22 protein-coding genes are annotated in these 21,166 nt (G+C 40.4%); 19 read left to right on the forward strand and 3 right to left on the reverse strand.

The window, feature by feature from the left end:
- The first annotated feature begins 7 nt into the window (after window positions 1-7).
- From VEHSUH06_RS01620 to VEHSUH06_RS01640, 5 genes are all read left to right on the forward strand, one after another.
- Entirely contained in the window at window positions 8-2,728 is a 2,721-nt protein-coding gene (locus VEHSUH06_RS01620; RefSeq protein WP_105097522.1) for an ATPase, read from the forward strand.
- Window positions 2,729-3,079: 351 nt separating this feature from the next.
- The gene (locus tag VEHSUH06_RS01625) at window positions 3,080-4,030 is read left to right on the forward strand and encodes an aspartate carbamoyltransferase catalytic subunit (RefSeq protein WP_105081312.1); all 951 of its coding nucleotides are present in this window, start codon (window positions 3,080-3,082) and stop codon (window positions 4,028-4,030) included.
- Complete coding sequence (locus VEHSUH06_RS01630; RefSeq protein WP_105097523.1) at window positions 4,014-5,303, forward strand: dihydroorotase; 1,290 nt, start codon at window positions 4,014-4,016, stop codon at window positions 5,301-5,303. The genes VEHSUH06_RS01625 and VEHSUH06_RS01630 overlap by 17 nt, the downstream gene beginning before the upstream one ends.
- Before the next feature lie 133 nt (window positions 5,304-5,436).
- Window positions 5,437-6,204 (forward strand): dihydroorotate dehydrogenase electron transfer subunit, encoded by a 768-nt coding sequence (locus VEHSUH06_RS01635; RefSeq protein ID WP_105097524.1) that lies wholly within the window; start codon window positions 5,437-5,439, stop codon window positions 6,202-6,204.
- A complete protein-coding gene (locus VEHSUH06_RS01640; RefSeq protein ID WP_105097525.1) occupies window positions 6,204-7,154 on the forward strand; it encodes a dihydroorotate dehydrogenase in 951 nt (316 codons plus the stop codon). Before VEHSUH06_RS01635 ends, VEHSUH06_RS01640 begins: the two co-directional genes overlap by 1 nt.
- Window positions 7,155-7,363: 209 nt before the next feature.
- Here the strand turns inward: VEHSUH06_RS01640 and VEHSUH06_RS01645 are convergent, their stop codons facing one another.
- Window positions 7,364-8,254, reverse strand: a complete 891-nt coding sequence (locus VEHSUH06_RS01645; RefSeq protein ID WP_009352647.1) for a LysR family transcriptional regulator — start codon at window positions 8,252-8,254, stop codon at window positions 7,364-7,366.
- A gap of 196 nt (window positions 8,255-8,450) precedes the next feature.
- On the opposite strand from VEHSUH06_RS01645, the gene VEHSUH06_RS01650 reads away from it, so the two are divergent.
- Entirely contained in the window at window positions 8,451-8,639 is a 189-nt protein-coding gene (locus VEHSUH06_RS01650; RefSeq protein WP_009352671.1) for a hypothetical protein, read from the forward strand.
- Window positions 8,640-8,650: 11 nt separating this feature from the next.
- Here the strand turns inward: VEHSUH06_RS01650 and VEHSUH06_RS01655 are convergent, their stop codons facing one another.
- Entirely contained in the window at window positions 8,651-9,316 is a 666-nt protein-coding gene (locus tag VEHSUH06_RS01655) for a YigZ family protein (RefSeq protein WP_009352689.1), read from the reverse strand.
- 343 nt (window positions 9,317-9,659) lie between these two features.
- Here VEHSUH06_RS01655 and VEHSUH06_RS01660 point away from each other — a divergent pair, with 343 nt between their 5' ends.
- Together VEHSUH06_RS01660 and VEHSUH06_RS01665 are read left to right on the forward strand one after the other, a co-directional pair.
- The gene (locus tag VEHSUH06_RS01660) at window positions 9,660-11,834 is read left to right on the forward strand and encodes a cation-translocating P-type ATPase (protein WP_105097526.1); all 2,175 of its coding nucleotides are present in this window, start codon (window positions 9,660-9,662) and stop codon (window positions 11,832-11,834) included.
- 169 nt (window positions 11,835-12,003) lie between these two features.
- Window positions 12,004-12,531: an ECF transporter S component gene (locus VEHSUH06_RS01665; RefSeq protein ID WP_054748453.1), complete on the forward strand. Its 528-nt coding sequence runs from the start codon at window positions 12,004-12,006 to the stop codon at window positions 12,529-12,531.
- Window positions 12,532-12,651: 120 nt separating this feature from the next.
- Here VEHSUH06_RS01665 and VEHSUH06_RS01670 read toward each other — a convergent pair whose 3' ends face one another.
- Entirely contained in the window at window positions 12,652-13,977 is a 1,326-nt protein-coding gene (locus tag VEHSUH06_RS01670) for an FAD-containing oxidoreductase (protein WP_105097527.1), read from the reverse strand.
- Between the two features lie 233 nt (window positions 13,978-14,210).
- Between VEHSUH06_RS01670 and ylxM the strand changes: the two genes are divergently transcribed.
- The 11 genes from ylxM (at window position 14,211) to VEHSUH06_RS01725 (ending at window position 21,163) form a co-directional block, all read left to right on the forward strand.
- Complete coding sequence (gene ylxM, locus VEHSUH06_RS01675) at window positions 14,211-14,546, forward strand: YlxM family DNA-binding protein (protein ID WP_005387334.1); 336 nt, start codon at window positions 14,211-14,213, stop codon at window positions 14,544-14,546.
- Window positions 14,536-15,888 carry a signal recognition particle protein gene (ffh, locus tag VEHSUH06_RS01680; RefSeq protein WP_105081321.1) on the forward strand — a complete coding sequence of 451 codons (1,353 nt, stop codon included), beginning with the start codon at window positions 14,536-14,538 and terminating at the stop codon, window positions 15,886-15,888. The genes ylxM and ffh overlap by 11 nt, the downstream gene beginning before the upstream one ends.
- A gap of 59 nt (window positions 15,889-15,947) precedes the next feature.
- Complete coding sequence (rpsP, locus tag VEHSUH06_RS01685) at window positions 15,948-16,211, forward strand: 30S ribosomal protein S16 (RefSeq protein WP_004695565.1); 264 nt, start codon at window positions 15,948-15,950, stop codon at window positions 16,209-16,211.
- A 21-nt stretch (window positions 16,212-16,232) separates the two neighbouring features.
- The gene (locus VEHSUH06_RS01690) at window positions 16,233-16,460 is read left to right on the forward strand and encodes a KH domain-containing protein (protein WP_009352618.1); all 228 of its coding nucleotides are present in this window, start codon (window positions 16,233-16,235) and stop codon (window positions 16,458-16,460) included.
- Window positions 16,461-16,474: 14 nt separating this feature from the next.
- Window positions 16,475-16,882, forward strand: coding sequence for a YlqD family protein (locus tag VEHSUH06_RS01695; RefSeq protein WP_005387339.1), 408 nt, complete (start codon window positions 16,475-16,477; stop codon window positions 16,880-16,882).
- On the forward strand, window positions 16,882-17,379 hold the full coding sequence (rimM, locus tag VEHSUH06_RS01700; protein WP_005387340.1) for a ribosome maturation factor RimM: 498 nt from the start codon (window positions 16,882-16,884) through the stop codon (window positions 17,377-17,379). The genes VEHSUH06_RS01695 and rimM overlap by 1 nt, the downstream gene beginning before the upstream one ends.
- Before the next feature lie 120 nt (window positions 17,380-17,499).
- Window positions 17,500-18,330, forward strand: a complete 831-nt coding sequence (gene trmD / locus VEHSUH06_RS01705; protein ID WP_105097528.1) for a tRNA (guanosine(37)-N1)-methyltransferase TrmD — start codon at window positions 17,500-17,502, stop codon at window positions 18,328-18,330.
- On the forward strand, window positions 18,327-18,980 hold the full coding sequence (locus VEHSUH06_RS01710; RefSeq protein ID WP_105097529.1) for an NAD(P)H-binding protein: 654 nt from the start codon (window positions 18,327-18,329) through the stop codon (window positions 18,978-18,980). Before trmD ends, VEHSUH06_RS01710 begins: the two co-directional genes overlap by 4 nt.
- Before the next feature lie 75 nt (window positions 18,981-19,055).
- Window positions 19,056-20,123 carry a hypothetical protein gene (locus tag VEHSUH06_RS01715; RefSeq protein WP_105097530.1) on the forward strand — a complete coding sequence of 356 codons (1,068 nt, stop codon included), beginning with the start codon at window positions 19,056-19,058 and terminating at the stop codon, window positions 20,121-20,123.
- A 36-nt stretch (window positions 20,124-20,159) separates the two neighbouring features.
- Window positions 20,160-20,591: a DUF350 domain-containing protein gene (locus tag VEHSUH06_RS01720; protein ID WP_105097531.1), complete on the forward strand. Its 432-nt coding sequence runs from the start codon at window positions 20,160-20,162 to the stop codon at window positions 20,589-20,591.
- A gap of 11 nt (window positions 20,592-20,602) precedes the next feature.
- Window positions 20,603-21,163, forward strand: a complete 561-nt coding sequence (locus VEHSUH06_RS01725) for a hypothetical protein (protein ID WP_105097532.1) — start codon at window positions 20,603-20,605, stop codon at window positions 21,161-21,163.
- The last annotated feature ends 3 nt before the right edge of the window (window positions 21,164-21,166 follow it).

The raw sequence follows: 21,166 nt of genomic DNA on the forward strand, positions 1-21,166 counted from the left end.
ATAATATATGTTTTCTTATAAATCAAGATATTGTGTAGCTGCGGCTATGGCCGCCATGGCTGCTCTTACAGGCCATGTAGAGGCTCGTGATATAGATTTACAATCAATTGGATATTTTCAGTTCTCTCCGTTACCACCCACATTGGTAGCTCAAACGGATACATTACTACTATCAGATAGCCCTGAATACGTAGGGCCTGTAGGAGGTACGCTTAGTGCAGGCACAATTAATGGCAATGGCCGTATCTATTTTTATCATGTAAATGAAATGGATCAGCCTCATAAAATTGCTATTGTCCTCGAAAATCAAACGGCATATCCTAATACAGTCCATGTAATGCGACAGTTAAAGTCTGTAGCTACACCTGACTATTTTGCGGCTGGTCGTGATTTGTCGCGTAAAGATTTAGAACAGCCTCTTAATGAAAGCCCTAATGCTAGACCATTATATTCACTAAGTATTCCGCCTCAAGGTCGTAAACTGATTTTTAGCGATTTAGAGCAAACGCCTGTATATCAAGACGCATTATTTACAGGGATTGTAGATATTAAAACGGAAGCGCCTGTATTTGCTCGCGTTATGATGCTACCTATGGGTATTGACGCTGTAGATGCATCTCATTGGGCGAAAAATTTGCCTATTGATGAAATTCAGTTGCGTGGTACCTATACTGGGTCTAAGCGTAATATGGAGGTTACTACACCATTTGATACGGCATTAGGTGGTGCTTTTGTAGAAATCGGTAATGACCGTGAAGATATGTTTATCAACGGTGTAGACGAAATACAAAATAAAGCATTTGTTCGCGATCGTGGTAACTATGGTGTATCTTATACACTAAAAATTCCTACAAAGGGTAATGAACCATTTAGATTGTATTTTAACCCTCTTGGTGGTCCCTATTCTGGTTCCTTTACGGTGAAAGCATTACACCAACAAGGTGCTCGTCGCGGTCAAACAGATACACGAACCTATCATATTGGCGGTGCTGATGGTATCTCTGCACTTGGGGATGGAACTATTTTAGATAGTCGCATCATGGGTAACTATAACGCAGGTGATTTATTAACATTAAACTTTATGCCTGCAGGGGCATCTAACTTGCCGATACGGTTCTTGTTAATCCCTGAATCTCTTGCAAATCCACAAAAACATCAAACTATTGCTGTTAATGTTCCTAAGGATGTAAAAGATAGTTTAGGTCATCCAACTCAAGGGACTACGCAAATTCCGGTTGGACCTATAGGTGGTAAAGATAGCAATAAAGGTACTGTAGATACTACAAAATCCACTTTGACACCTAGTAAGCAGGCAGAGAATATCGCTCATGAAGAAACTAAAAAGTTAAGTGATAAAGCAGCTGCTGAAGCTAAGAAAGAAGCTCAACTTAAAAAATCAAAAGAAGCAGAGGAAACATTAGCTCGTAAAAAAGCAGAAGAAGCTAAATTAGCTGCTGAAAAAGCAGAAATGGCACGCAAGGCTGCAGAAGCCAAACATGCTGAAATTGAGCGTAAAATGGCAGAAAAAGCCGAAGCTGATCGCAAGGCAGCTGAATTAAAAGCGGCTCAAGAGGCGCAAGCGGCAAAAGAAAAAGCAGCTTTAGAGGCTAAGAAAGCCGAAGAAATGCGACAAGCAGAAGAGGCAAAACGCATAGAAGCAGCTAGAAAGGCTGAGCTTGAACGCCAAGCTGAGGAAGCTCGCAAGGCAGAAGAAGTGCGTAAAGCTGAGTTGGCCCGTATCGAAGCGGCACGCAAGGCGGAAGCAGAACGTGTAGAGGCAGCACGAAAAGCGGAAGCAGCTCGCATAGCAGCCGAAGAAAGACGTCTTGAAGAAGAGCGTAGAATTGAAGCCGCTCGTGTAGAGGCAGCTCGTAAAGCCGAGGAAGCACGTAAGGCAGCTGAGGCTAAGGCTCGATTTGAAGCACAACGAGCGGCAGAAAAGGCGGCCTTAGAAGCTAAGAGAGCCGAAGAAGAGCGTTTAGCAGCAGAAGCAAAAGCTCGTTTAGAAGCACAACGTAAAGCAGAACAAGAAGCATTAGAAGCTAGACGCTCCGAGGAAGCTCGTAAAGCTGCAGAAGCAAAACGTGCTGAAGAAGCGCGTAAAGCAGAAGAGGCGAGAATTGAAGCAGCCCGTAAAGCTGAACAAGCTCGCTTGGCTGAAGAGGCTCGTAAGGCAGAGCAAGAACGACTTGCGGCAGAACGAGCTGAAGCAGAACGTCAAGCCGTAGAGGCTCGCCGTATTGCTGAGGAACGATACCAAGCACATCTTGAAGCGGAGCGCAAGGCCGAAGCGGCTCGTCAACAAGCGTTGGCACAAGCTGAAATCGAACGTAAAGCTAAAGAGCGTGCTGAAGCGATTCAACGCGTTAAAGAACAACAAGAAAATGCTCGTCGTCGAGCAGAGCTTGCTCGACAACAAATTGAAGCGGAACGTAAAGCGGCTCAAGCTGCTAAGACTGGTCCATCCTTTAACGAGCTTGACGATATTCATGAAGATACACCGAATGTAACAATTCCAAATGCAGTATCTATCGATGAATTAACTAAGCCAAGACCGACGGCATCTCAAAATACGCGTCGTCGTGATCAACGACAACCGCAAGTGCCACAAGATCAGCAATATGTGCAAGTGAATCCGATGCCAACTGCGCCGGTAGCTCCATTGGCACCACAAAATGAACAGCAAAACGAAGAACAAAATCCTCCAAGAATTTATCCTTTAGGCTAATACTGTTAACTTTCATTGATAAAATTTTTAAGTTAAATTAGTCTATTGTGAGGGGTTAAAAGCTGTTTAAATATAGAGAGGACAAGCCATTTTATGTGCTTGTCCTCTTTTTAAAATCATTATGAATTTTGTGTTTTACATTGACTTTCACAGGTAGATTCAGTACAATAAAAAAAGAAAATGCGTATATGGTACGAGAGACCATTGCATAATACAATACCTTTTAATTTAGTCCAGAGAGGCTGAAAAAGGAATATAGTTGAAGCGCCCATAAGGGCTTCTTTGTGCAAACTATTTGACCTTTTGCCCTGGGCAAAAGGTCTTTTTTGTTACGTGAGTTAGGAGGAAATCATGGGACAAGTTAGCCTAAAAGGCAAACATTTATTAGGTTTGCAAAATGTGTCACCTGAAGAAATCAAATTGATTTTAGATGTGGCAAAGAAAATGAAGAACATCGTACTTTCTGATGACAAGAAGGTTCCACTTTTAAAGGGGAAATCTATTATTAACCTCTTTATGGAGCCAAGTACTCGTACCCGTAGTTCCTTTGAGTTAGCCGGCAAATATTTAGGGGCTGACGTTATCAATCTTTCTCCAAGTGGATCTTCCATGGGTAAAGGTGAAAGCTTCCGCGATACATTGTTAACAATGTCCTACATGGGCACAGATGCTATCGTAATGCGCCACAGCGCAGAAGGTGCACCTTTATATGCTACTAAAGCAGTTGATCCTATCATCATCAACGCAGGTGATGGCGCTCATGAGCATCCAACTCAAGCTTTGCTAGATATGTACTCTATTTTAGAGAAAAAAGAATCTCTTGAAGGCTTAAAAGTAGTAATTATCGGGGATATCATGCACAGTCGTGTAGCAAGATCTAACATCTACGGCCTTACTAAAATGGGTGCTGATGTACATCTAGCTGGTCCTCGTACAATGGTATATCCAGAACTTGAAAAACTAGGTGTTACTGTACACCATGATATTCGTGAAGCAGTTGCTAATGCAGATGTAGTAAACGTACTTCGCATTCAATTAGAACGTATTCACTCTGCACTATATCCTACAAATAGAGAATATGCACGAATCTTTGGCATCAATAACGAAGTATTGAAATTAGCTAAAGACGATGTAATGGTAATGCATCCAGGTCCGATGAACCGCGGTCTTGAAATTGCGCCAGATGTAGCATATTCTGATCAATCAGTAATTCAAGAACAAGTACGCAATGGCGTAGCTGTACGTATGGCTGTATTGTACTTAACTATTATCGGAGGTGACGGTAGTGAGCTTGCTTATTAAAAATGGTACGGTAGTAAATCCGGCGAAAAAACAAAACGAAGTAGCAGACGTTCTCGTAAAAGATGGTAAAATTGTAGCCATCGGTCAAAATTTAAGTGCAGACGGTGCTGAAGTATATGATGCAACAGGTCTTATCGTAGCACCTGGCCTTATCGATATTCATACACATTTACGTGAACCAGGCCAAGAAGCGAAAGAAGACTTCCACTCTGGTACACAAGCAGCAGCAGCAGGTGGTTTCACACGCGTTGTAACTATGGCTAATACTAATCCTGTAGTAGATAATGCGATGCTAGTAAGAGGTTTGCAAAGACAAGCAGAGCTTACTGGTGTAGTTAAAGTAGAATTCATCGGTGCTGTATCCAAAGGCCTTGAAGGTAAGGAACTTGCTGAAATGGGCGATATGGCGGAAGCTGGTGTAGTTGCATTCTCCGACGATGGTCACTATGTAGAAAATGCGGCTTTCATGCGTCGCGCTTTAGAATACTCCTCCATGTTCAATAAAATGGTTATCGACCATGCGGAAGATATTACATTGACTAAAAATGGTCATATGCACGAAGGCATTGTATCCTATGAGCTAGGTGTTTCTGGTCGTCCTGCTGTAGCTGAAGATTTGGCTGTAGCACGTGATATCTTATTGTCTGAAATGACAGGTGGTCATATCCATATCGCTCACGTAAGTAGTAAAAATACGGTAGATATGGTTCGTCGTGCGAAGGCTAAAGGCCTTAATGTAACTTGTGAAGTTACAAGCCAACATTTATCCTTCACTGACGAATATTTACGTGAATATAACCCAGCTTTCAAAATGGCTCCTCCAATTCGCTCCGAAGATCATCGTCAAGCTTTGTTAGAAGGTTTGAAAGATGGCACAATTGATGCCATTATCACAGACCATGCACCTCATGCATTTGAAGAAAAAGACCATGAGTTCTGCTGTGCACCAAATGGCTTCAGCGGTCTCGAAACATCTTTGGCAGCAGTTATTACAAATGCCTACGGTCCAGATAAACTTAGCATTGATCAAGTTGTGTACAATATGAGTACTCGTCCAGCTGAATTGATGCGTCTCGATGCAGGTGTTCTTGAAGTTGGCAAACCAGCGGATATTACAGTATTCTCTACAACTGAAGAATGGACTGTAGATCGGAATAAATTCTATACAAAAGGTAAGGTAAGCCCGTTCGATGGCATGACTGTTACAGGTAAAGCAAAACTTACAGTCGTTAATGGCGAAGTAGTCATGAAGGATGGCGTAGTCTTACGATAAAAGGCACGTTAGTACTACCTTGCTTAACAAGTCTCGATACAGCACGCGAAGTATTACGGGTTGTAGCAAATCGTAAAAATAATGCAAATTATACTGTAGAAGCGTTACAGGATTCTGAATTGGAGTAATAACCATGAGTGGCTATGTAGAACAGGGCGAAGTCGTTCGCAATGAGCAAATAGGCTCTGATGTGTGGGTAATGGATATCCACGCACCAAAACAAGCAGCAGAAGCAAAGGTAGGACAGTTTTGTAATGTTCGCGTAGCGGACTCTACGGCACCATTATTGCGCCGACCTATCAGCTATGCAGGCTTTGATGCACAAAAGGGGACGATTACCCTTTTGTATCGGGTCGTAGGTAAAGGGACTGAGATTATGACTCACCTTGTTCCAGGCGATACTCTAGATTGTTTAGGTCCTTTGGGTGAACCATTTATTACATCTAAGAATATGCTTCTCGTCGGTGGTGGCGTAGGTATTGCACCAATGTTATGCATATCTTCCCATTTGAAAGAAGGGGCGGAAGCACAAGTTATTCTCGGCTTTAGAAATGAAAGCGAAACCTTCTGGGCAGACTTATTTAACGATACGCCTGTTAAAGTACATATCACCACTGATGATGGTAGCGTAGGTACAAAAGGTTTTCCTACGGCTATCATGCCGGATCTGATTAATGCTAATGCTTTCACATCTGTTATGACTTGTGGTCCGACGCCGATGATGAAAGGCGTAGCTCAAGTGGCTAAAGACCTCAATGTACCATGCCAAGTTTCTCTTGAAGAGCGCATGGGTTGTGGTACAGGTGGTTGTTTAGGCTGTGGTTGTGATGGTGCAGAAGGTAAACGCTATAAAGTTTGTAAAGATGGTCCTGTATTCCCGGCTGAGGAGGTGTTCTTTTAATGAGTGAACGCGATTTAAATAACACCGTTACGCCAAATCTAAAGTTAGCTATCGATTATTGCGGTATTAAGATGAAAAATCCTATTATCGCTGCGTCTGGTACCTTTGGTAATGGCCCTGAATATGCAGGCTACCTTGATCTAAGCAATGAAGTAGGGGCTATCTCTGTAAAAGGTTTGACTCCAAAAGGTCGTCATGGTAACCGCGGTACTCGCATTGCAGAAACACCATCTGGTGTTTTGAATTGTATCGGCCTTGAAAATCCTGGGGCAGAATATTTTGTTACAGATATTTTGCCAGATTTAAAGAAATACGATGTACCATTACTTGCTAATATGTCTGCAGGCACCATTGAAGAATTTGCGTGGATGGCTGAGACTTTATCTGTAGATGGTATTGCAGGTTTAGAAGTCAACGTATCTTGTCCAAATGTAGAGTGTGAAGGTATGGCCTTTGGTGTAGACCCAAAGGTAGTTGAACAAGTAACTAAAGCAGTTCGCAAAGTTACCGATAAACCTGTTATTGTAAAACTTTCACCAAATGTAACAGATATTGTGGAAATTGCAAAGGCTGTAGAAGCCGGTGGTGGTGATGGGGTAAGTCTCATTAATACCATTCTCGGTATGGCCATAGATATTCACCGTCGACAACCTGTATTGGGTAATATTTATGGTGGTTTATCTGGTCCAGCTGTTAAACCGGTAGCACTTCGTATGGTGCACCAAGTTTATAAAGGGGTTAATATTCCTATTATGGGGCTTGGTGGAATTATGACTGGTACTGATGCTATCGAATTTATGATGGCTGGTGCTCAAGCCGTTCAAGTTGGAGTTGCTACGATGGTAGATCCAACAGCGATTTCACGTATTGCCCGTGAAATGAGTGAATATGTAGAACAATATAACTTAAACAGTATCTCTGATATTGTAGGTGCTGTACATCAAGCTTAATCTAATCATATCTATGGTAAACTTACACAACCATAAGTTTTACTGCACAACCATAAGCTTTACTGATATACAAGATATGATGCGAAAAGACCTAGTACATATTGTACTAGGTCTTTTCTTATGTATTCTACTGAAGGCTATATTTATAGCCGCTACAGTAGTATGCTTTGTTAACGTCATATTGTGGTAATCGTTTTGCTTATTCTTGATTAGACATAAGCTTTGTAGAAATCGATAAATTGCTGTGCTACAGGAGATAAAGCATGTCCTTTAAGAGTGATAAAGGCTTTTTTAAAGTCCCCTGAGAATTCTGGCAATTTGATGCGGACCATCTTACGATGGTTGATCAATTCTTTTGCATCCATTGGAACTAATGATACAGTGCGGCCAGAAGAAGCCCATTCAATAGCGGAGCTTTTAGTAGTAGTTATAGCCACTGCATTGAGTTGCTCCATGTCTGTTAAGCTAGATTGCATAATCATACGTACGGAACCACCAGAGAGGGATAGAGGACATTTTTTTATGTCTTCCCAAGTGATGGTATCATGTTCACGATCTGTCCAGAATACATCACGACGGAAGATAGCATATAAATGTTCTTCTTGGGTAAGAAGAATATCAAATTTATCAGTGTCTACCATCTGAATGTTAGCAATACCTAATTCAGCACTGCCGTTGATGAGTTGATTTACTACATTTGTCATGAGACCTTCGTAAATCTCAAAGTGAACAGACGGATATTTCATAGAAAAGGCTGGTAAATATTGCTGTACAATCGGGGTTGAACGAGAAGCAGAGGTTGCAATACGCAAGGTACCTTCAATGCGAGAGTTCAATTGTTGTACAGCATTATAGGTAGATTCTTCAATAGAGCAAAGCTGTTGTGCCTTTTCATAGAAGATTTTACCAGCATCTGTTAATTGTAAGTTGGATCCTCGTTGCCCGCGTTTGATATTGATTAACTGGGCTCCAAATTCAGCCTCTAAATATTTCAACTGCTTGCTTAACGCTGGTTGTGTAATATGAAGAATCTCTGCGGCCTGCGTCATATTGCCCGTTTGAACGAGGGTAATAAAATTGTGGTAGTAAGATGTATCCATGGAATCTCCCTATTATACACAAAATAAGATAAATAAAAATTATAACGAACTAAGTAACCGTCATTTCACATTTTATAAAATGGTATATATACTATACTCAACAAGGAAATAGTGAGTTAATTATATATGAAGTAAACTTTCTATCCTTATCACAATTTTTGATATAATAACGGCAATTAAGAAAGTGGGTACTACTATGGGCGTGGTAAAAAGAACATTAAGCAAAGCAATTCGTAACTGGGAAGCACGTAGATTAATGACTGCACATAATACTGGTTTAAGTCGTAAAAAACAACTTGAACGCGTGTGGCCTCATCCGTTGACTAATGAAAAACGTCGTGAACTTAGTCAAGGCGTAACAGGTTTAGTTAACCACGGCAACTAATTGCCTAGTGTCTATTGGTTAGATGATTCATCTAGCGGTAGTACCACTTCAATAGAATCTAATATTGTACAATCTGCAGCTCCATGACTCATGTCTTGGAGCTCTTTTTGTATGCCTTCCACATCAGTAGGGGGGACTAAGATTGTTACCGTTACATGTTCACCAAAATTTGCTTCATAATGTAGTTTTTTGTCTTGTACAAATCTTTCTACTGCGCCATATAGTGAGTAGTCGATGGTCGCTTGTAGTTGAGTTCGTGTTGTGTGTAGTTCTTTAGGGGCAAGACGTAATGTTTCCGCAACGGAGTGTGAATATGCACGAATCAAGCCACCAGCACCTAGTTTGATACCACCAAAATAGCGAGTTACAACAACTGCCACATTGGTAACTCCAGTTTTCTTGAGCACTTCTAACATTGGCTTGCCAGCTGTACCAGATGGCTCGCCATTATCGGAAGATCGTTGTTGTTCTTGCTTAGGACCTAATGCATAGGCTGTACAGTTATGAGTGGCATCCCAAAACTCTTTGTTGATGCGGCCAATGAAGGCTTGCGCCTCTTCTTCAGTTGTACAAGGGTATATAGTTGTGATAAATCGTGATTTATCAACAATATATTCATGGCGGAATTCCTTCGCTACCGAAGTAAATTCTACTGTAGGACTCATTGATTCAGGCATATTTTCACCTCCTTTAGAATCAAAGTTTATGTTTATTCATCATCACTTTATTATAATCTATTTATGAATGTTGTGTATAGGTAGGGACATATTAATTCCCCTGTAAAAAAGGAATAATCCTCTAAATTTAGTAGGATATTGACGTATTGAGAATTTATGTTACTATTAAATAGAGATGTATGAATGTGTACTCATGTAAATGTGTTCATATGTTAAATGTTAGAACTTAATAAAAATCTCTACTATTAATACAAGCTATGTACACTATAAGTTTATGGTCATATGTCTTGTATTTCTATAAGTGTACATATCTTTACATATACGGTTAGAAGGAAGTGATACTATGAGTAAGAAGAAACAAGAGTTTGATATAACAGGTATGCATTGTGCCGCCTGTGTAAAGCGTGTTGAAAATGTTGTTTCTAAAGTCGATGGTGTAGAGTCTGTAAAGGTAAATCTTTTGACTCGAAAGGGTAGCGTTGAATATAAAGAGGGCTCTAGCGTAGAACCACAACAGATTATAGAGGCTATTACAAATATCGGCTTTGGTGCTGAAGAGGCGGATGAAACAAAGCAGGAAATAGAAAAGGTTAATTTAAAGCCTCATATTATCCGATTAATAGTTGCAGCTTGTATGGCTGTGCCTATGATGGTGAATATGACCCTCCATCGATTTGGTATTGAAGCATTGCCTGTATGGGTTGAGTTTATTCTAGCTACTATCGCTCAGTTTGGACCTGGTCTCATGTTTTATAAGAGTGCGTGGAGTGCCGTGAAAAATGGTGCCCTTACAATGGATGTACTCGTAGTAATGGGTACGACAGTAGCGTATCTATTCAGTATTTATAATTGGCAGTTCCATCCTGAGCTAGGGCCTCATGGCATTTACTTTGAAACCTCTGCGTGGCTCATTACCTTTATCCTTCTTGGTAAACTCTTAGAAGAGATTGCAAAAGGGCGTACCTCTGAAGCACTTCAAAAATTGATTGCTTTACAACCTGCAACGGCTCATGTGTTGCGTGACGGTGAGTTTGTAGATATTCCTACTTCTAAAGTAGTAGCCGGCGATATTTTACAAGTTCGAGCAGGCGAAAAAATCCCAGTGGATGGTACAATTACTGACGGCTATTCCACAGTAGATGAGGCTATGCTTACTGGTGAAAGCTTGCCTGTAGAAAAACAAGTAGGCTCTGAGGTAATTGGAGCGACCATTAACTTGAGTGGTGCTTTCACGATGGAAGCGAAGCGTATTGGTTCCGATACAATGCTGTCCCAAATCATTAAGGTTGTAGAAGAGGCACAAACCTCTAAAGCGAGCATTCAACGTATTGCTGATATCGTAGCACAATACTTCGTTCCTATCGTTATTGGCCTTGCTATTCTAACAGGTCTCGTTTGGTACTTTGTAATGGGCGATTCTCTCAATGTGGCGCTCATTAATGCCACAGCAGTCCTCGTTATTGCGTGTCCATGTGCCCTTGGTCTTGCAACGCCAACATCTATCATGGTTGGCTCTGGTCTAGGTGCAGAACATGGTGTTCTCATCAAGAGTGCAGAATATCTTGAAAAAGCTGGAAAACTTGATGCTATCGTTATGGATAAAACTGGTACCCTCACACAAGGTGTGCTAGATGTGACGGCTTTCAAAAACTATAATGGTGATGAAAGCACAAATATGTCTATTATGATGGCTCTTGAAAGTGGTACATCACATCCGATTGCTAAGGCTATGGTCTACTATGGTGAAGATCGTGGTTATAAAGGTAAAGCTGTAGAACTTGAAAGCTTTGGTGATGTGCCTGGTAAAGGTTTACAAGGTGCTTATCAAGGCGTATCTGTACAGCTTGGTCATAGCCGTTGGATGACTGAATTAGGTTACGATTTAAGTGCGGTTCAAGACGATATTCTTCGTTTTGAAGAACAAGGTGCTTCCGTTTCTGTGTTAGCTGTAGATGGTATAATCAGTGCTTTGTGGGCTGTAGAGGATGAATTGCGTCCAGAAACTATTGAGGTTGTAAAAGAATTACAGTCTCAAGGTATTGATGTGTGGATGCTTACCGGTGATAATCGACGTACGGCTCAATATATTGCTAAACAAGCAGGTATTACTCACGTTATTGCAGAAGTCTTGCCTCAAGATAAAGCTAGCAAGGTAAAAGAATTACAAGATAAAGGTCTTGTAGTAGGTATGGTAGGCGATGGTATCAATGATGCACCTGCCCTTGTAACTGCAGATATTGGCTTTGCCATCGGCAGTGGTACAGATATTGCTGTAGAGGCGGCGGATATCGTTCTTGTAAGAAATGATTTACACACCCTAGTGCAAGCAGTACGCCTCAGTCGTAAGACCATGACCAACATAAAACAAAATCTGTTCTGGGCGTTGATCTTTAACTGTATTGGTATTCCACTTGCAGCCATCGGTGCATTAAATCCAATGATTGCGGGTACAGCGATGGCATTCAGTTCCGTTACAGTTGTGGGTAACTCCCTTCGCTTGAAACGAGCTAAACTCTAATTATATATGAGATAAAATATAGAACAGCACCTATAGAATGGTATAGGTGCTGTTTTGTAGTTCTTCATTTTTATTGCTAATATATTAATTCCTATAAATTCGGTATTTTTATAGTACTTATCATCTGATATACTGGGTATAGTTCTTAAGAAAAGGGAAGGAGTTTATTATGAAATTAAAGACTCGCGATATTGTATATATTGGTTTTATTGCTGCCTTATGTGCAGTAGCAACAACGATTCGCATTGAAATACCAGGTGGGGCCATGGTTCATTTAGGTTCCGCTGCTCTCTTTACGACATCAATTCTATTCGGTGGTTTATATGGTGGTTTAGGTGCGGCTATTGGTTCCGCATTATTTGATCTTTTTGGTGGACATACGCAATACATTGTATTCTCTTTCTTTATTAAAGGTATTGCAGGTCTCATCGTAGGTGGCATGACAGCAGGCTACTTGCCTCCATCTATCAATAAACCGACAGCATCTTTTGGTCGTATTTTAGTAGCTCTCATCATCGGTGCTATTTGGACTGCCTTTGGTTACTTCATTGCTTGGTGGTTTGTTCTTAACAGCGCGGCTGTAGCAGCTAGCAAAATCCAATACTCCTTGATTACCAGTGCGGCTGGTATCATTGTAGCTATTGTGTTAACACCAAAACTACAAAAGGTAGTACGTAGATTATTTACAAAAAACTAATGGCTATTATGTGGTAGCCTAATCATAAAAAGCCTTTAGACTCTATATTATTTTAGCGTCTAAAGGCTTTTTTGTTAAATTATTGTTTTATAATTAGCGTTTATATTGACTGTTAAACGATTAAAAATTACATAGGTCGTTTAAGTTTTCTGCCATTGTAGGATGTGTGAAGATTTGATTTTTGAAGTATGTATATGGAATGTTGTTATCCATAGCCATTTTAATGAGGTTAATCAACTCTTCAGCACCTTGAGAATAAAGTGTAGCGCCAAGGATTAAATCGTTATCTGCATTTACTACAATTTTAAAAGCGCCTTTTAAATAGTCGTTTACATGAGCTCTTGGCATGGTAGCTACGAGCATTTCTTTAGATTTAACGGTATAGCCTTTGTTGATAGCATCTTCTTCTGTAAGACCTACACGAGCGAGTGGAGGTGTTAAGAATGTTGTGTAAGGAATATTTTTGCGATCTTTTAATGTGTATTGGCCATTACCTGTAAGTGCACCAAATACAATGCGGAAGTCATCGAGAGAAATATACGTAAATTGAGGACCACCGTTTACATCGCCTACTGCATATACGCCAGGAACGGAGCTTTCACATGTATCATTCACTACGATAGCGCAATGTTCGTTAGTAGTAATATCCGTATTTTCTAAACCGATGTTAGCTGTATTTGGTTTGCGACCTGTAGCATATAAAACGGCATCAAACGTATAGTTTTGACCATTTGCAGTAATAACAGGTTTGTTGCCATCATTAGATACAGAGTTTAATGTTACATCGTTGAGAATAGTAATACCTTGCTCAGTCAAGTACTCATTAGCTAATTCTTGTACGATCGGTTCCTCCCGTTTTAAGATACCAGATTCAATATTAAATACTGTTACCTTTGTACCTAATTTAGCATATAGGCTAGCAAATTCAAGGCCGATAGGACCAGCACCGATAACGCCTAGTGTACTTGGTTGCGGGGATAATTGTTGGATTTCTGTGCTATTATAGAAGCCTGTTGCTGTGTCAATGCCATCAATGTTAGGTTTAATAGATACAGCACCAGTGTTAATAATAATTGTTTCACCACATAAGATAATTTTATCTTCCCCAGCTGTAATGGCGATTTCTTTATTACTAATGAATTCACCATGGCCAGTATATACATCGACATGTTCATTAGTGTCTAACATAGCGAAGTTTTTATTGCGTAAACGAGATGTAACTACCTCGCGTTGGTTTAATACTTGATCGTAAGATAAGCCTTTTGATGCGGCTATAATCATCGTTTTAGTTGGAATACATGCAATATTAATACATGTGCCACCATACATAAGTGGGTTTTCTTCAATCATAGCTACAGATTTACCCATAGAGCCAAATTTAGCGGCTAATGTTTTACCGGCTTTGCCGAAACCTAGAACGATAAGGTCATATTGTTTGGTATTCATAAAATACCTCCTGTCTTTATATTGAAAATATTAGATATCTATATTATAGCACTTTATTACAGATATAAAAGTAAAAAATAAAATTTATTATCATTAAAGTAATTATCTTAAGAACATAAAAGTAGTTGAGTACAAGACTATAATTGTGTGTTAAGTATTTCTACTTGACACATCTTTTTTTATACTGTAGTATATGTAAAGTAATATGACTTGACAGTGATGGAGGTGGCGAAATGGAAGAACGAGTACTTATAAGTTTGCTCTTAGATTTCTATGGGCCATTATTGACGGACAAGCAACGCATGTCCTTACAACTTCACCACGAAGACGATATGTCCCTTGGCGAGATTGCTGAGGAGTTAGGTGTATCACGGCAGGCTGTACATGATAATTTACAGCGTGCTCGACACATTTTAAACGATTACGAATCTAAATTACACTTGGTAGCACAATATGAACAGCGTGAAGGACTGCTTTCACAGTTGAAAGAAACCTTGCCTAAAGAGGTGTTAGCTGAAAGTAAGGTACAACAAGTATTGGCGCAAATGGAGGGATATTATGGCATTTGATAGCTTGTCAGAAAAACTGCAAGAAGCCTTTCAATCCTTAAAAGGGAAGGGCAAAATTACAGAAGAAGATGTCAATCTTGCGTTGCGTCAAGTACGTACGGCACTTTTAGAAGCGGACGTTAACTTTATGGTTGCGAAGGACTTTGTTAAGTCCATCAAGGAAAAGGCCCTCGGCGAAGAGGTGTTCGGTTCTTTGAATCCAGCCCAAACGGTTATTAAGATCGTAAATGACGAATTAACCGCTCTCTTAGGTGGTACACAAAGCCGTATCATGATTTCTAGCAAGCCTCCAACGATTATTATGCTCGTTGGTTTGCAAGGTGCTGGTAAGACTACAACAGCTGGTAAATTGGCAGTATACCTTCGCAAACAAGGTAAGCATCCAATGCTCGTAGCTGCCGACGTATATCGTCCAGCTGCGATTACTCAATTGCAAGTTGTAGGTAAGCAAATCGATATCCCTGTATTTGCTGATGAAACACCTGGTGCTAATCCAGTAGATATTGCGCGTCGCGCCGTAGAGCAAAGCACGCATATGTTGAAAGATGTTGTTATCATCGATACAGCTGGTCGTTTGGCGATAGACGAAGTCCTCATGGACGAGTTATCCAATATTAAATCCGCTGTTCGACCTCATGAAATTCTACTCGTTGTAGACTCCATGATCGGTCAAGATGCGGTAACAACAGCACAAACGTTTAATGAAAAATTAGGCGTTGATGGTGTTATCCTTACTAAACTCGATGGTGATGCGCGCGGTGGTGCTGCATTATCTATCAAAGCTGTAACAGGCTTGCCAATCAAGTTCACTGGTGTGAGCGAAAAAATGGATGGTTTCGATGTATTCTATCCAGACCGCATGGCTTCTCGTATTCTTGACTTGGGTGACTTTAAAACATTGATTGAAAATGTTCAAGGCGCTATCGATGAAGAAGAAGCTCGTGAAATGGCTAAGAAAATGGCGAAAAACAATTTCACCTTGGATGATTTCTTGAAACAGATGAATCAGGTGAGAAAGTTAGGGCCATTACAAAATATTATTGGTATGTTGCCAGGCATGGGACAAATTAAGGATCAATTGAAAGACCTTGATTTGAACAGTAAAGAGGTGCGCCGCATTGAGGCCATCATTACATCTATGACGGCAGCAGAGCGAGAAAATCCAAATATTCTTAATGGTTCTCGCCGCAAGCGTATTGCATTAGGTTCTGGTACTCAGGTACAAGATGTAAATCGCTTGTTGAAACAATTTGAGGAAGCGCGGAAGATGATGAAGCGCATGCAAGGTTTACGTGGCGGTAAGGGCGGCTTCCCAGGAATGCCTAAATTACCGTTTATGTAATACATGGGCAGGGGCGCTGAACCTGTCCACCCACATCAGTATAAGGAGGTGAATTTCACATGTTAAAAATTCGTTTGACTCGTTTAGGTGCTAAAAAAGCTCCTTTCTACCGTATCGTTGTTGCTGACGCACGTGCTCCACGTGAAGGTCGTCCTGTTGACACTATTGGTCAATATGATGCTACTAAACAACCAGCTATCGTTAATGTAGACGAAGAAAAAGCTTTGGCTTGGTTAGCTAAAGGTGCTCAGCCTACTGACACTGTTCGCTCCTTGTTCAAAAAACAAGGCGTTATGCAAAAATTTGCTGACGCTAAAAAGTAATTAATAGAGAGGCATACTGTGATGATAGAATTAATTTCATTAATTGCGAAATCATTAGTGAAGCAGCCTGATGCCGTATCTGTTACCATGGTCCAAAAGGGAAATATGGAGGTTTACGAACTTCACGTAGCCCCAGAGGATATGGGCAAAGTCATCGGAAAGCAAGGACGAATTGCGAAGGCGATTCGCGCTGTGGTGAAAGCGGCGGCTATTAAAGAGAACAAAAAGATATCTGTTGATATTGTCTAAAAGGGAGTATTCCAATGGAAGAAATGACATTACGTGTCCCTGTAGCAGTAAAAGCAAAAGTAACAGAAGACTTGAAAGCGAAAATTGTATCCGATCTTGAAACTCGCCTTGATATGGTGAATAAAGATTTGGAAGCAATTGAGTTCCAAGCCCAACGTATTTTGGCTGATGCGGCTAAAGTTGATGCAACAAGTCTTACTGCTATTCGTCAACAAATCGACGAAGAAAAAAATAAACGCTTGGCTTTCAAAGAAGAAGTAACAGCTAAATTGAAAGATGCTCAAGGTTTAGCTTTGGGAACTGAAATTCCTCAAGGTACTTTAGAGCAAACAGTTACCGTTAAAATCGGGGATGATTTGGATGCCATGATGGGCGCTGAAATCCTATTAGAAGACGGTAAAATCGTTGCGTTTCGTCAATAATGAAACATAACGATTTCATCACAATAGGTGTTATCATCGCCCCGCACGGCGTGCGGGGTGATCTTCGTATTATGCCTCAAACCGATTTTCCAGAACGGTTTATGCATATGGATGCCTGTTACATCGATGGTAAAGAATACCACGTTGCATCCGCACGATTTCATAAGCAATTTGTACTAGCATCCTTTAAGGAAATTCCTGATCGTAACACGGCTGAATTATTCAGTAAGAAAGCAATTCAAGTCCGTCGTGAAGATTTGGTAGAATTGCCAGAAGGTCGCTACTACATTTTTGATATCATCGGTCTTGAGGTTCAAGACACTAAAGGTAACGTGCTTGGTACGGTTACTGATGTGTTGCAACCTGGTGCTAATGATGTCTATGTGGTTTCCAAAGATGGGGAACCAGATCAATTATTTGCAGCCATTGAAGAGGTCGTTAAAGACATCGATGTGGAGAATAAATTGATGATCGTAGATCCGCCTGAATGGATATAATCCTTTAGGCGGTTTTATTTTATCTAAATATAGGTATATTATGGTAAAAGTTATATAATATAGCTATATATAGATAATGCTAATGAGTTTATGTGAGTTAATAAGTACAGAGGACGGTCTATGCGTATCGATATCGTATCTTTATTTCCTGAGTTTTTTGATGCTTTTTTTAGTCATTCCATCATAAAACGGGCTATCGAAGCGGAACGCTTATCTATGGGCGTAACTAACCCTCGGGACTTTAGTCATAATAAACATGGTCAAGTAGATGATACGCCGTATGGTGGTGGTGCGGGTATGCTTATGATGGCACCTCCCATCTTTGAAGCGGTAGAATCTGTTATTGCTCAATATGATAGCGATATTAATAGCGCCTATTCTATAGATGAGATGTGTGATGAAATGAGCCTCATTGGTAATCCCAGTGAAAGTATACGACGTCGTGTTATTTTTATGGGACCTACAGGTCAACCTTTTACACAAGAAAAGGCTCGTGAACTAGCGACGTACGATCAATTGGTGCTCATTTGTGGTCATTATGAAGGCGTAGATTATCGCGTAGAGGAACATTTAGTAGATGAAACGATTTCCATTGGGGACTATGTATTAACTGGTGGCGAGTTGCCAGCTATGGTTGTAGCAGATGCAGTAGCTCGCATGATTCCTGGCGTACTGGGGGCTGCTAGTGGGGCACAAGAGGATTCCTTTTATGAGCCTTTATTAGAATGTCCTCAATATACAAAGCCACCAGAATTCAGAGGATGGGTTGTTCCTGATGTATTGCGTAGCGGTCATCATAAAAATATTGCTACGTGGCGACAAAAGGAAGCTTTAAAACGGACACGATTATTGAGGCCCGATTTATTGGAACGACCATTAACAAAAGAGGAAATTAAACTGTTAAAAGAAATTATTGCTGAAGAGTCTGAAAGAGATACAGGTGAAGTATGAAAGCTTTAGTATTAGGTGCTACTGGTGCAGTCGGTCGCCATATTGTAGAATCATTGCTTGACAATCATGAAATTCAAGAAATTCATGTATTTGTACGTCGTCAAGTTACGTATACATCTCCAAAGGTAACCATTCATATCGTTAATTTTGATGAACCTCGTGAATGGGCACACCTAGTAACAGGAGATATTTTATTCTCTGCTATGGGCACAAACCGTAAACAAGCAGGTTCTAAAGAAGCACAATGGACAGTCGATTATACCTACCAGTACGAAATGGCTCGCATTGCAGCTCAAAATGGAGTAAAAAAATATGGATTAGTCTCCTCTTTAGGGGCAAATCCAAAATCGAAATTCTTTTATATGTCCATGAAAGGACAATTGGAAGAGGTCATCTTAGAACTTCCATTTGAAGCGATTGTTATTGTTCGTCCAGCTACCTTGATTCGAGAAGAACCTAAATTGGTAGAACGTATTAGTTGTGCTGTATTTGGGGTCATTAATAAAGCACGTGTATTAATGAGTCAAGAGCCTGTAAAAACTGCTGATGTAGCTAAGGTGCTTGTAACAGCTACTATGGGGCAACAATATGGTATTTCTATTATTGAAAATGAAACGATTCATGAACGTGCAGGCTACTTTAAAGCTTAATTTCATTAAATCCCGTTTAGGAGAGAGAGTAGTTTAGATGCGTATATAGGTATTGCTACTCTAACGAGGTTGTTTATGGAGTTTAATTGTTACGATGTCCTTGAGGTTCAGGGCAGCCGTTATATAATAACTGAAAAAATTAAATATAATGAGATTATTCCAAAAGCTGATCAGGAACAAGCCTATAAGGCTAAACCATCTATGCAAAAGTCTCCTGGTGATTATTGGCATGAATATGGCCTAGAGGCTGTTGAGGGAATTGATAAAATATGGGTTACCATCGAGTACAATGATAATGAGTGGTGCACTGTATCTAGAACATCCTATCGTAAGCGTGCACCGAAAGGCTTTACATTACATCAAATCGGTTTGGAAAAGGTTGTAGACGTAGATGGTGATAGTGGTGCGTCCGTAGGTGATCGAGCTGGGTATAAGGAATATCAATTGCCCTGTGAAGGCGGCGCTAGCGTATTCTTTGAAGAAAATTGGTTCAAAGGGGAAAAAATGTTTGCCGAAGGCTCTCGAGTACAGTTGGTGAATATTAAACTCTGTAATGATGCGGCAGCTAACGCTGTTCGTAAAAAGAAACGTAATCAACGTTTGAAAGAACGACTCGAAGGATTTGCCATGGCCATTGGCTGCGGCGCATTATTTTTGATGTGCCTTGTTAGTTGGGATTCTGACCTAACTTGGCATGGTATACGTGGTACCTTTGGCTTCCCTTATACTGCAAAGGAGCATATGCATGATACATCCGTCTATTATACTAAGACGGATTCGGATAATGAATATACTTCTAGTTTAGATCCTGTTAGTACAGCATTAGAATTAATAGATTCTTTAAATGGGGATATTAAAAATGAAGGTGAGAGCTTAGCAGAAGGTCGTGAAGTTATTGTATTTTATGATGCTAAGTCTGCCTATATTATCACTAACGTAGATGGGCAAACCCGCGTTAAAGTGTGTGAACCAGGAAAGTTGACACCAGAAGAACAGGAGCTCATTAATAGTACAATACGAAAGACACATGTGCTTGATTCCTATGCCTATATGGTTCGCCAACGGGATAGTAGTGGGCGCGAGAAATTCCTTAATGTACACAATCTTAATGAAGCCGATAAGGCTTATATGTTTAACCGTTGATTATGAATATAAAGGGACAATATTAGGAGGTTTATCATGATTTTTATTCCTGATGTATTATTGACGATTTTTTATGCTTGTTTTGGAATTTTCTTAATGTTAACTGCCAACACGGTTATCGATTTCTTTGTACCTGGTAAATTTAGTGAAGAAATCAAACGTGGTAACTGTGCTGTAGCATGGCTATCTGCAGGTTCCTTTATCGGTATTGGTGAAATATTGCGTGCTGTTATCATGTCTCCTGTAGTTGCTACAGCAGATACATCTTTATTGCACGGTGTAGTAGCAAGTGTTGTTTATGCTATTCTTGGTATTGTACTATTTGTAACGGGCTATATGTTTATTAATCTATGGCATCGTAAATATAATTTATCTGAAGAGATTATGCGTGGTAATACAGCTGCTGGTATTCTCGTATTTGGTATCTTTGTAGGTCTTGCTCTCGTTGTTAGTGGTGCTGTGCACTAAGGGAGTGTCCTATGTATAAGCCAAGTAAGAAAACTATATACATAACGAGTGCCTTTGCTGCTGTGGCGGGCATCGTTGGTGTGTCTTCATACTGGAATGACATCGCTTATGCCGTATGTGATAAAATCTACCCGGAAGCAAATGATGGGGAAGTTCGATTAAAGGATAATCAAGGAAATCGCTACTCTTTATTGAATCATGGTGATGGTAAAGAAACAGCTTTGTTTGATGATGACCGATCCGTTACCTTTCACCGAGAAAAGGATGGCAGTTTAGTGTGGGATGCTGGTTTAGCCAGTCTTTTGCCAAGTATTGCGGCAGGCTACTATATTTTCCATGGGTTTAATCCACCTACAGCTCGCATGGATGGACGAACTATGACATATCGTGTGGCGGCTCCATTAAAACCGTATGAGGAGCCTTATGTACATACAGCATCAGGTTCAAATGTGCGTACTTCTTTGGGGCGACGTACTTATCAAGACTATGAGAAGCGAAGAAGTCAAAAAGCTTCTTCTATAGGTCAAAAGTCGGGCTTTGGTAGTGCTGGTTCACGCTCTGGTGGCTCGTGATGG

The sequence above is a fragment of the Veillonella sp. S13053-19 genome, assembly GCF_002959835.1.
Classification (GTDB): Bacteria; Bacillota; Negativicutes; order Veillonellales; family Veillonellaceae; genus Veillonella; species Veillonella rogosae.